Genomic DNA, 11351 nt, shown 5'->3' with positions numbered 1-11351 from the left:
TATCGCTATCTGGGTTAAAATCTTCTCGGAGAATCGAGCCAAATACAGAGACTTCCACGATACCCGACTGCTGGCAAAAATCAGCCAGTTGTTCTCGCGTAATTCCTAGGCGCTCATCAAGCAGGCGATCGCATATTTTTGCACTCATTAACCTCTTCCCTTGAGATTGAACTTAATTATAATTCACAAAGAAACCGGGTTTCTACGAGAACTTGGGATAGAGTCGAGAACCTTGGCAGAAACCCGGTTTCTAATCCCCACCTAGCGCTCTAAGAACGCCAAAATCCGCTCAATCAAGCGCGGATGTTTCGGGGAGAAGGTGGGCAAGCGCGGATAGTGTGGCTCGGTAACCACGCAGACTTGAAAGAAGGAAGCGGGTGAGAGCCTCCAGGAAAGTGTCGCTGAAGCCTTGGGGGGCTGGGGGTTGGGGGTTTTCGTAGAAGATCAGAGCCAGGGGAGGGTTGCTGGTGTCGCATAGGCTTTTCCAGTAGGATTGTAAGTCCTCCATGTCATCTGGCTGACCGCTTTGGCTTGTGGGACAGCCTTGTTCGAGCATTTGATCATACACAGGGTTTGCTGGATTATCGCGATCGATAAATGTACTGCCATCGATAATCAGCAGTTGCCAGGGGTGGGGTTCCGGGAGAGCAGCGCGTAGGAGTTGGGGAAATTCGGCGAGGTTGACGGCAGAGGGGAGCGAACCGTGCCAAGCTTGGTAGAAGTCAGGATAGGAGAGAGTTTGGGCAATCTTCCAGAGAAGTTTGTAGCAGTATTGAAACAGGTCAAAGTTGTTTTTGTAGGTTTCAGGATTGAGGTGAGGTTGGAGAGCAGAAACAACGCTTTTTTGCTGTTCCTCAGTGGTGATGATTTTGCCTCAAGTCTTAGCCGCATCCCTACGGGTATCTTCATACTCAGTCTGCTCCAGAAGTTGCACCAGAGCGGCGATCGCCTGGGCATTTCCAGCGTCGATTTTCCCTAAACTCTCAGCCGCCAGCCTACGGGTATTTTTATCCTCAGTCTGCACCAGAATTTTCACCAGAGGGGCGATCGCCTCTTGATTTCCTTGTCCAATTTTCCCTAAACTCTCAGCCACCCACCAACGGGTGTCTTCATCCTTACTCTGCTCCAGAACTTTCCCCAGAGCGGCGATCGCCTCTTGATTTCCGGGGTCGATTTTCCCTAAACTCTCAGCCGCCCACCAACGGGTATATTCATCCTCACGCGGCTCTAGAAGTTGCACCAGAGCAGCGATCGCCTCTTGATTTCCTTGTCCGATTTTCCCTAAACTCTCAGCCACCCGCCAACGGGTATATTGATCCTCAGTCTGCTCCAGAAGTTGCACCAGGGCGGTGATCGCCTCTTGATTTCCTTGTCCGATTTCCCCTAAACTCTCAGCCGCCTGCCAACGGATATCTTCATCCTCAATCTGCTCCAGAATTTGCACCAGGGCGGCGATCGTGTGGGGATTGCCGGGGTCGATTTTCCTTAAACTCTCAGCCGCCGAGAAACGGGTAATTTCATTCTCACTCTGCTCCAGAACTTGCACCAGGGCGGCGATCGCCTCTTGATTTCCGGGGTCGATTTTCCCTAAACTCTCAGCCGCCTGCCTACGGGTATATTCATGCTCAGTCTGCTCCACAATTTGCACCAGAGTGGCGATCGCCTCTTGATTTCCGGGGTCGATTTTCTCTAAACTTTCAGCCGCCCGCCAACGGGTATATTCATGCTCAGTCTGCTCCACAATTTGCACCAGAGTGGCGATCGCCTCTTGATTTCCGGGGTCGATTTTCTCTAAACTCTCAGCCGCCTGCCTACGGGTAAGTTCATCCTTAGTCTGCACCAGAACTTGCACCAGAGCGGCGATCACCTGGGGATTTCCTTGTCCGATTTTCCCTAAACTCTCAGCCGCCTGCCTACGGGTACGTTCATCCTCAGTCTGCTCCAGAATTTTCACCAGAGCGGCGATCACCTGGGGATTTCCTTGTCCGATTTTCCCTAAACTCTCAGCCGCCCGCCAACGGGTATCTTCATCCTCAGTCTGCTCCAGAAGTTGCACCAGAGCGGCGATCGCCTGGGGATTTCCTTGTCCGATTTTCTCTAAACTCTCAGCCACCTCCCTACGGATATGTTTATCCTCAGTCTGCTCCAGAAGTTGCACTAGGGCGGCGATCGCCTGGGCATTTCCGGGGTCGATTTTCCCTAAACTCTCAGCCGCCCGCCTACGGGTATCTTTATACTCAGTCTGCTCCAGAACTTTCCCCAGAGCGGCGATCGTCTGGGCATTTCCGGGGTCGATTTTCTCTAAAGTCTCAGCCGCCCACCAACGGGTATTTTCATCCTCAGTCTGCTCCAGAAGTTGCACCAGAGCAGCGATCACCTGGGGATTTCCTTGTCCGATTTCCCCTAAAATCTCAGCCGCCCACCAAGGGTTAAAGTAATCCTCAATCTGCTCGATAAGTTGCACCAGAGCGGCGATCACCTGGATCACCTGGGGATTTACGGGGTCGATTTTCTCTAAACTCTCAGCCGCCTCCCTACGGGTATCTTCATCCTCAGTCTGCTCCAGAACTTTCCCCAGGGCGGCGATCGTCTGGGCATTTCCGGGGTCGATTTTCTCTAAAGTCTCAGCCGCCCACCAACGGGTATATTGATCCTCAGTCTGCTCCAGAACTTTCCCCAGAGCGGCGATCGCCTCTTGATTTCCTTGTCCGATTTTCCCTAAACTATAAGCTGCCTCCCAACGGGTATCTTCATTCTCACTCTGCTCCAGAACTTGCACCAGTGCGGCGATCGCCTGGGGATTTCCTTGTCCGATTTTCCCTAAAGTCTCAGCCGCCCGCCTACAGGTATATTCATCCTCAGTCTGCTCCAGAAGTTGCACCAGGGCGGCGATCGCCTCTTGATTTCCTTGTCCGATTTTCTCTAAAATATAAGCCACATCCCAACGGATAAATTTAGGGCATTGGGAATGGTTCAGTAGGCTAGAGAGTCTCTCAATAGCCCGTTGTCGATCCGTTTCCGGTAGAGTATCCCTTGCGCCTTCTTTAATCGGATCGATAAAGGTTCCCCATTTCTGTTTTTCTTCATTGACATACCCAAACCCCCACTTCACAATCTGCTGCACAATTTCATCAGCACGAGAACAAGCCTTAAACTCTCTGATACCAGCCGCAGCTAGGAAAAAAGCACGATAGCCGTAAAAATTGCCCTCACAACCATCCTTAAAATGAACTAACTGCCCAATAAACGCTTCCTTCTTCTCTTCCTCCACATCCTCGCGCCCCAACCAGAATAAAATCACCGGCTTCCACTGCGGCGCAAAAATCCGATACTCCTTCCCAGCAATCGGAAAATCCTCATGGTTCCGGGGCAGAAAATAATCCCCATCTTCCACTGCTAGAGCGGCAAAATATTCCTGAAACGTGGCATGATCAAACCCGTAAACCGTCTCACTTTCCACCTTCCCCAACCGATTGAGCCAACCTAACTGCAAGGCGGCTTTACATAAGTCGTTATCCAAAGTCCCAAAAACCTGCTTTAACCCACTTTCCCGCAACCAGAACTGGGAAAAATTGCCTTCCTTGTCCTTGCTATCGATCCCCAGTAAAGCCAATTCTCCCAGCTTTTGGTGGAGTTGCAGCCGTTTTTCCTCAGCCAGCTCGATCTCCGATGTCCACTTATACACCTGCTCCACAAAATTCTTGTATAACCCCGCTTGAGTTTCTGGTAAAGACTGTTCTTTCTGATGCCACAAACAATACAGTAGGGACAAGCCCAAAGGATTACGAATTAAATACGGATTAACCATGGGAGAACCACACCCCAGCTTTGAAGAGAATTATCCTTAACGATGAGTATAGCGTTTCTGGTATCAATTCAGATTGGCTTGATAGATGGCAATGACAACGGTTTCAGAGGTGGTATTATTGAACGCAAGTCCAAAGGTTAGACGTTTGCGATCATGATTAACTTTTTTCTCACTTGGGCTTTAGCGGCGATCGCCCTGGCGATCACTGCCTATATTGTCCCTGGTTTGGCGATCGCCAGTTGGCAAGCCGCGGCCGTGGGAGCAATTGTCATGGGGTTAGTCAATGCCATTGTCAAGCCCATTTTAACCCTTCTCACGTTGCCGTTAACCATTCTCACTTTAGGCTTGTTCTTATTGGTGGTTAACGCGATTTCCCTATCTTTGGTAGGCTATTTTACCCCTGGATTCACCGTATCCGGGTTTTTCCCAGCCCTGTTTGGGTCAATTGTTTTATCCCTGGTTTCCTGGTTAATTGGGCAGTTTACCGGGAATGACATCAGTAACGATTAAGGTTGAAGTTGAATTGATGTTTGCCCTCTCCCGATATCCTTCTCCCACGGGAGAGGGACTTTCCCCCTTCTCCTGCGGGAGAAGGGGGCAGGGGGATGAGGGCAAATTATTTGGGACTTGAAGAGGGGGAGTAGTCGGCGATCGCAAAAATAAAGATCCCATGGAGCGCCAGGAGACCCAACCAGCCTAGACTAAACCAAGTGAGCCAGAGAAGGGTATCGGGCTTGATTTGATGCACAAACCAGAGTCCAGAATTGATTGCCAGATAAATCGCTACATGGAGAGCAAAGTTCATCCGGTCATCTAAGCGGCGATAGTCTGGATCTCTACGGTCGGGTTTTCGAGGCCAACGGGGAGGCATAGGCGATAAAAATAGAGCAGTTAGATCGGCGCGTAGCGCTATAAATAAATGTATAATAAACCGAATCATTAATCAATAAGCTCCCCATCCCCCCATCCCCCCATTCCCCCATTCCCCTATGGTTCAACTGATCAATATTGGATTTGGTAATATTATTAATGCCAATCGAGTGGTTGCGATCGTCTCTCCAGAGTCAGCGCCGATTAAACGAACGATCGCCGAATGTCGCGATCGCCAAGAATTAATCGATGCAACTTATGGTAGACGTACCCGTGCTGTGATAATTATGGATTCAGGACATATTGTGCTATCTGCGATTCAACCAGAAACGGTTTCTCACCGGTTTATGACCCAAAAGGGTAACCGGGAACCTTGAGGAAGCAGAGGATAACACTCAGTAATGGATTGGGAATGATACAAGCGGCTGGGACGGGAAAATTAGTGGTAATTACGGGCCCGAGTGGGGTGGGTAAGGGGACTTTGGTGCGATCGCTGCTCAATCGCCATCCAGATATTTACTTGTCGGTTTCCATGACCACCCGTTCCCCTCGGCCCGGAGAAATAGACGGTCAAGATTATTTTTTTGTCACTCCAGAAAAGTTTCAAGAGTTAATTGCTGGGGAGCAACTGTTGGAGTGGGCCCAATTTGCTGGTAACTATTATGGCACGCCTCGGCAAACGGTCGAGGATAAAGTTCAACAAGGAACTTTAGTCTTATTGGAAATTGAATTAGAAGGCGCTCGGCAGATTCGCGCCTCCTTTCCTCAAGCTATGAGGCTGTTTATTTTACCGCCATCAATGTCCGAATTAGAACGCAGATTACGCGATCGCCAAAGCGAATCCCCAGAAGCTATTACCCGTCGTCTCAACCGCGCCATCATTGAAATTGCTGCCGCCCATGAGTTTGATGTACAAATTATCAATGATGACTTCGATCGAGCCTTAACCGAAGTTGAATCTGTCTTATTTCCCAATCTACCAGAATTAAGTCTGCCCTCTTAACTGACATTAAACTAGAGCCATTGTTAATTGTTAATTGTTAATTGTTATTAGCCCGATAATCACCCGATTTACCGCCGGTTTTTTCGATTAAATGGATCGATTCGATCGCGATCGCCTTATCCAGAGCTTTGGCCATATCGTACAACGTCAGAGCAGCAATGGAAACCGCCGTTAATGCTTCCATTTCCACCCCAGTTTCGGCGGTAGTTTTGACCGTGGCTATAATTTGATAACCGGGTAATTGGCGATCGGGTTGAATGTCTACGGCAATCTTTTGCAGGGGTAGGGGATGACAGAGGGGAATAAGTTGAGCGGTTTGTTTAGCAGCCATAATTCCGGCTAGTTTAGCCGTGGCGATAATGTCGCCTTTGGGAGCATTCCCGGCTAAAATCGCCTCTAAGGTGGCGGGTTGCATTCGCACTTGTCCACCGGCGATCGCCTTCCGCACCGTTGGCTGTTTTGCGGAAACATCCACCATCTGCACTTCTCCGGACTCATTCACATGGCTTAATCCCGAATTAAAACAATTTTCTTGTGTCATAAGCAATAAGTGTGCTATATTAGTTTTCTAGACAGTTAAGGGCTTGTAGCTCAGTGGACTAGAGCACGTGGCTACGGACCACGGTGTCGGGGGTTCGAATCCCTCCTAGCCCGTCTAACTTAAACCCCCATTGGCTCACTCGGTGTAGATCAGCAGTTGAACTCGATCGCCCCAAGTGAGCTTTAATTCTTTTTCGGCATTACCGCAATTAACGGCAATTTCTACCCAACCATGACTCCCGACCAGGGCGATCGCCTCTCCGATGGGGAGATCGCTATAGGTTTGAGTGCCGACAATGATTTCATCGTTGACCATCACTGACCAGGGGACATTATTGACGGCTTCTGCGGGAATATTAGTGACTAGGTTACCAAAATGGTCAATGGATTGGATGATTCCTCGAATATACTGTTTGTTTCGGGTATAGGGGGGAATGGGAAGATCGACCAAGGTATCGGGATCGAGGGGATCGCCTAACTGCTCGATCGCGACTCCATTGGCTAAATGAGCGCCCGCAGGTGCAAAAATATCCCGGCCGTGAAAGGTGGGGCTGGGATGGGGCGATCGCCAATACTGTGCATTGGTTAATTCTACAACTTTGATCGGGGGATATTGGTGCAGAATGCCGCTAAATATACCATTATCGGGGCCGACTAAAAACCCTTGGGGAAGTTCTAGAGCGATCGCCCGGCGATCGGTTCCCACTCCCGGATCGACCACAGCTATATGCACCGTATAATCGGGAAAATAGGGATAGGCATTCATCAGAGCAAACCGAGCGGCTGCTAAATTTTGTCCCGGTAGATCGTGGGTGAGATCGATCGGGATAATCTGGGGATTAATTTGGGCGATCGCCCCTTTCATCACCCCCACATAAGGGTCTTGAAGCCCAAAATCTGTTAATAAGGTCAGAATTCTGGGTATATCTACTTGATTCATTTAATCGGAAAATACAATTTTTGGTGCTAACACCCACTCTAGACCAGTTTGCCCCAGTTCTCCCATACCCAGAAATTCGCCCGTTGGGGAACTGACGCGCACTGCTCCCCCGGATAGATGTTCCCCAGTGATGGATAACTGTTGACCGTGGAACCAGGAGGTAATTTGGGAGCTGGAAAGGATGCACTCTGGCAGATGACTTAAGGCAATATGGGGAGAAATGGGGGTAAAGGTTTGCTGCTCCACTTGGGTTTCTAGTTCTTCTAAAGTCAGACTTTGGTCTAACTGAAATCCACTGCTTTGGGTGCGGGTGAGGTGAGCTAAGGTTGCACCGGTGTTGATGCGATCGCCTAAGTCGCGGGCGATCGCCCGAATATAGGTTCCTGGGCCGCAAGAAATGGCCACATCCAGCTCCGGGAAATCTCCCGGCCGCCAATCTAAGATCTGGAGATCGTATACTTCCACCGTTCGTGGGGGCACTTGCACCGTATCCCCCTGTCTAGCAATTTTATACAAGCGCTTTCCCCCCACTTGAATAGCGCTATAAATGGGGGGAATTTGTTGAATCTTGCCTTGAAACTGACCTAAAACCAACTGAATCGACTCTAACCTTAGATCGGGAACCGGTTGACGCTCGATCGCCTCTCCTTCTAAATCATCCGTTTCTGTCCGCACCCCAAACCGAATCGTTGCCTGATAGGCCTTAGTCTGCGGTAAAAACGGCAACAGACGAGTGGCTTTTCCTAGGGCGATCGGCAACACTCCAACCGCCGCCGGGTCTAGGGTTCCTCCATGGCCCACCCGCTTAGTCCGCAGCAAACGACGCACCCGGGCCACACAATCATGGGAAGTGTAACCGGGGGGTTTATTGAGGTTGAGAAATCCAAACGTCATTTAGGGAATTAGAATCTTAGTTGTTGTTGGGGGGATCGTATACTGAATGGGAATTGATAAATTCCTGAATAGCTTCTCGAACTGGAACTCCTGGCTGACCATAGTAGACTGTACCACAGTCCAGATAACATTCAGCCGCCTCAATCAGTGCCGGGCAATTTTCCGGATTGTCAATATCTTCGCTGATTTTCTCGGACTTCTTCTTGTTTTTATAAATATATTCATTATAGGGTTCATCAAGTAGGGGACGCAAACGGCCCGGTTGCTTTTCTCCTTCAAATCGATCATTAAGATCGAAATTTAACCGAAGGACATCTCCCCCTGCACTCTCAAGAATTTGTTCGCAGATTACTTTTGAGTTTTGCGCCCCAGGATTCAGGAACATATCAGATAAATGGTTAGCCCAGCCCAACAATCCCCAGTTTTTGACCTTTTCATAGCTGTAGGGACGAGTGGTATCACCCGTACCGATGGAGAGAACCGCAATATCGCCTAACTTTAAGTTATTCTTTTTCTCGATCAACAAAGCATGGGCGATCGCCATTAAACCTGGATTATTAGCCGAAACGCCCCCATCGATATGGGGCAACTTTTCTTCCTCATTATAGGGCAGTTCGTAAGGCGGAAAAAAGGTGGGAGCGGAGGCTGAAGCCGTGCAAATTTTCCACAACTCGATATGGTCATACCAAGCCCCATCATCCACCGGATTATTGGCAAACCAGGTCGTATTGCGAGAATACACATCATAAGCCGGAATCAGAATATAGGGTTTATCGATCTGGCTAATTTTGGGAGATCCTAACTGGGGATGAATCAAGTTTTTTTGCAAGACTTTAGTCAATCCCTGCTCTCCCTTTTCATGGGGATATAACACATGACTTCCGATCGCCTCACTGACTTTACGCCATTTCCGTTGTTGGCGAACCGAGTTTAGGAAGATATTTTCTCCCTCGTTGAGGTAAACATCAATCATTTGTTGAGCTTTCATCTGACAGGCAATGGCAGCCGTAATAATTGAACCGGTGGATGTTCCAGTGATTAAGTCGAAATATTCATGTAATTCTTGTTTATAGGTTTGTCTGATAGTGGTTTCCACCTCTTGCAGCAGTCGTGCAGATAAGACTCCTCGGATGCCACCGCCGTCTAAACTAAGGATTTTGAAAGTCATAGGAGTTGCTTTTAGAAATTATACTGAATGAACAGAACCATGATACCTGATTGTAGGGACAAAAAAAATTCGCCCCTACAAATTGCTTAGACCAAACCACAGGCAGCCCAGCACATGGATCTGGACACACCAGAAAAAATCTGACACCCACAATCAAGGGGTTCTATAAATTGCGCGGGGTCGTTTGAATTGGGGTCAGAGCCACGCACGAACCGATATTGCTGTGTCAGCTCACCTTTACTGTCTTTAACCGACACTAATATTAAGTCAGGTTCTAGGATTTCACTCCGGTTTACGGGTTGGGATTGATGGGGGGATTTCATGGTTTACTCCTGGGATAAATTTAACCTTGGTTTTAGATTCAGTGGCGTTGCAGTAATACAAAACTGGACATTTCTCGCCAAATTGCCCAGACTTCTGGGGTTTGGAATTGAACCAGCAGCGATGGGGGCAAAATTTCTCGCTGCAAGCGCTGTCCTTCTTCGAGAAGCGATCGCCATTCGACAGCCCTCCAACCGTATGACTCAAAGAACTCCCTGCCTGCTTCCGGCGCAAATTGCAACGTCGCTTGGCTCGAATTAACAGTATTATTTATACTGTTCTGGAAATAGTGCAACGCATGGGGCGAAGCGAGATCGGTGAGCCACCACTGAAAGGGAGCATGAGCATAGAGATCGGTTGCCAGTGCTGCCACTTGCTCCGTTGTCAGATAAATCAGCAGTCCTTCTGTCAGTATCAGTGCTTGTTTCGCTACCTTGCCAATAGCTTGCAAGACGATCTGCCGGGTAGCCCTGTCAGTCACATCCAGAGGCATGAATTCTAGAACACACCTGGGTGTTAGACCAGCGAGTTTTTCCGCTTTGTAGTCTAGGACGGCTGGGAAATCCCATTCGCTCCAACGCAGAGAACTCGGTAAGGGCAGTCGATAAGGTCTCGTATCTAGCCCTGCTCCCAGACTGATGACTGTATCAATCTTGGCTTCTTGGATCGTCCGCAGAATTAACTCATCTATGACGGCAGTACGAACAGCACACCCTGATGCTCCTGTGGCTCCCCCTGGCATGGTCTCGACGAGTTTTTGACCCCGATCGCCTGCTAAAATTTGGGCATAGGGGTCTTGGAATAGGGCATCTGGCCGATCGCCTTCCAGAGCGCGATAGGTAGCCGTTAAGAAGGCTGTATCGGCGATCGATTCAACCGGTAAAGAAGTCAGAGTCATAAGTTTCGCAAGTGATGGCGCTGTGGGAGAAAGGTACAGGGGTTATTGAGTCAACAACCCCTGTACAAGCGATCGAATGACCGTTGATTAGCAATTCAGGCTAAGAAGGCTGCAAAGCTAGATCAGAGAGGTCAGAAAGGGAACAGCAGCCTTAGCAGCAATGGGAGCAACGGTCTTGGCAACGCCGAGAACGTCGTCAAAAATACCGCTCGCTTCAACGCCAGCTTGTCCGGAAATAGCCGAGACATTTAGGGTGCGTTCTACTGGAGCAACTTGCTTGGGAGTGTTCATCATTTTTCCTCGTTATACTGGATGTTTTACCTTGTTTTGACCTCGTTCAGTGGTTAGCGACAACTACAGAACGAGGCATTGTTTTACAGCCGTTGAGTTAAGGTCTGGTCTAGATTACAGACTTCCTATCCTAAAAGCTGTTGGGCAATGGGAAGAGCTTGCTGGGCAACAGTCTTGAGAATGTCATACCAAGCACTCGCTTCAACGCCATTTTGGCCAGAAATAGGAGCCGGATTCAGACTGCGCTCAACGGGAGCAACTTGTTTCGGAGTTTTCATGATTTTTCCTCGTAATTTCTTGATGGTTTACAGATAGTTGGGTTGTTGCCGATCGCCTCTAGCGAGAAACGCGGGACGTGACCGGCAATCATCGGAACTTTCATCGATCTTTCTCCTGTTTAAGTGAGTGGGAAATAGAGTCCTAATAGGCAGCCATACACATGCTTCTCGCTAAACCGGGTAGCTTATAACAGTGCCTAATATCAGAGCTGTGGATCGCCCCATCATTCAACAAAGAAGAAGGGAGATTCAGATTACGAACAACGGGTTGAGATTGCTTGGGTAAATTCTTCATGTTTTGAGTAAAAACTAGGGAGTGAATGACGGATGGTTTGAGTCA

Annotated in this window: 14 protein-coding genes, 1 tRNA gene and 1 pseudogene; 4 read left to right on the top strand and 12 right to left on the bottom strand. The window is 48.9% G+C overall.

Annotated elements, in window-relative coordinates; all coding sequences use genetic code 11:
- The 3 genes and pseudogenes from PMG71_RS23995 to PMG71_RS16865 all read right to left on the bottom strand — a co-directional run.
- Nucleotides 1-148 (bottom strand): nucleotidyltransferase domain-containing protein (locus PMG71_RS23995; RefSeq protein WP_347179318.1); only part of this gene is annotated, 148 nt, incomplete at its 3' end.
- Nucleotides 149-261: 113 nt separating this feature from the next.
- A pseudogene (locus tag PMG71_RS24200) lies at nt 262-781 on the bottom strand (NACHT C-terminal alpha/beta 1 domain-containing protein).
- A gap of 93 nt (nt 782-874) precedes the next feature.
- The gene (locus PMG71_RS16865) at nt 875-3808 is read right to left on the bottom strand and encodes a HEAT repeat domain-containing protein (protein WP_283754873.1); all 2934 of its coding nucleotides are present in this window, start codon (nt 3806-3808) and stop codon (nt 875-877) included.
- A 153-nt stretch (nt 3809-3961) separates the two neighbouring features.
- Between PMG71_RS16865 and PMG71_RS16860 the strand changes: the two genes are divergently transcribed.
- The gene (locus PMG71_RS16860; protein WP_283754872.1) at nt 3962-4318 is read left to right on the top strand and encodes a phage holin family protein; all 357 of its coding nucleotides are present in this window, start codon (nt 3962-3964) and stop codon (nt 4316-4318) included.
- 106 nt (nt 4319-4424) lie between these two features.
- On the opposite strand, the gene PMG71_RS16855 is transcribed toward PMG71_RS16860, so the two are convergent.
- Nucleotides 4425-4679, bottom strand: coding sequence for a 2TM domain-containing protein (locus tag PMG71_RS16855; RefSeq protein ID WP_283754871.1), 255 nt, complete (start codon nt 4677-4679; stop codon nt 4425-4427).
- Between the two features lie 118 nt (nt 4680-4797).
- Here PMG71_RS16855 and remA point away from each other — a divergent pair, with 118 nt between their 5' ends.
- Both remA and gmk read left to right on the top strand, forming a co-directional pair.
- On the top strand, nt 4798-5055 hold the full coding sequence (gene remA, locus PMG71_RS16850; protein ID WP_283754870.1) for an extracellular matrix/biofilm regulator RemA: 258 nt from the start codon (nt 4798-4800) through the stop codon (nt 5053-5055).
- Between the two features lie 35 nt (nt 5056-5090).
- The gene (gene gmk, locus PMG71_RS16845; RefSeq protein ID WP_283754869.1) at nt 5091-5681 is read left to right on the top strand and encodes a guanylate kinase; all 591 of its coding nucleotides are present in this window, start codon (nt 5091-5093) and stop codon (nt 5679-5681) included.
- 37 nt (nt 5682-5718) lie between these two features.
- On the opposite strand, the gene moaC is transcribed toward gmk, so the two are convergent.
- A complete protein-coding gene (moaC, locus tag PMG71_RS16840) occupies nt 5719-6222 on the bottom strand; it encodes a cyclic pyranopterin monophosphate synthase MoaC (RefSeq protein WP_283754868.1) in 504 nt (167 codons plus the stop codon).
- A 39-nt stretch (nt 6223-6261) separates the two neighbouring features.
- Between moaC and PMG71_RS16835 the strand changes: the two genes are divergently transcribed.
- Nucleotides 6262-6335, top strand: a tRNA-Arg gene (locus PMG71_RS16835).
- A gap of 22 nt (nt 6336-6357) precedes the next feature.
- Here the strand turns inward: PMG71_RS16835 and PMG71_RS16830 are convergent.
- From PMG71_RS16830 to PMG71_RS16800, 7 genes are all read right to left on the bottom strand, one after another.
- Nucleotides 6358-7161, bottom strand: coding sequence for an SAM hydrolase/SAM-dependent halogenase family protein (locus PMG71_RS16830; RefSeq protein WP_283754867.1), 804 nt, complete (start codon nt 7159-7161; stop codon nt 6358-6360).
- On the bottom strand, nt 7162-8055 hold the full coding sequence (truB, locus tag PMG71_RS16825) for a tRNA pseudouridine(55) synthase TruB (protein ID WP_283754866.1): 894 nt from the start codon (nt 8053-8055) through the stop codon (nt 7162-7164).
- Nucleotides 8056-8071: 16 nt separating this feature from the next.
- Complete coding sequence (locus PMG71_RS16820; protein ID WP_283754865.1) at nt 8072-9223, bottom strand: patatin-like phospholipase family protein; 1152 nt, start codon at nt 9221-9223, stop codon at nt 8072-8074.
- Nucleotides 9224-9584: 361 nt separating this feature from the next.
- Nucleotides 9585-10442 (bottom strand): class I SAM-dependent methyltransferase, encoded by an 858-nt coding sequence (locus PMG71_RS16815; RefSeq protein ID WP_283754864.1) that lies wholly within the window; start codon nt 10440-10442, stop codon nt 9585-9587.
- A 117-nt stretch (nt 10443-10559) separates the two neighbouring features.
- Entirely contained in the window at nt 10560-10736 is a 177-nt protein-coding gene (locus PMG71_RS16810; RefSeq protein ID WP_283754863.1) for a hypothetical protein, read from the bottom strand.
- A 122-nt stretch (nt 10737-10858) separates the two neighbouring features.
- On the bottom strand, nt 10859-11011 hold the full coding sequence (locus tag PMG71_RS16805; protein ID WP_283754862.1) for a hypothetical protein: 153 nt from the start codon (nt 11009-11011) through the stop codon (nt 10859-10861).
- A gap of 142 nt (nt 11012-11153) precedes the next feature.
- A complete protein-coding gene (locus PMG71_RS16800) occupies nt 11154-11306 on the bottom strand; it encodes a hypothetical protein (protein WP_283754861.1) in 153 nt (50 codons plus the stop codon).
- Nucleotides 11307-11351: the final 45 nt, after the last annotated feature.

Source organism: Roseofilum acuticapitatum BLCC-M154, assembly GCF_030068475.1.
Classification (GTDB): Bacteria; Cyanobacteriota; Cyanobacteriia; order Cyanobacteriales; family Desertifilaceae; genus Roseofilum; species Roseofilum acuticapitatum.
The sequence above is the reverse complement of the archived record's forward strand: the minus strand, read 5'-3'. Positions and strand labels throughout refer to the sequence as shown.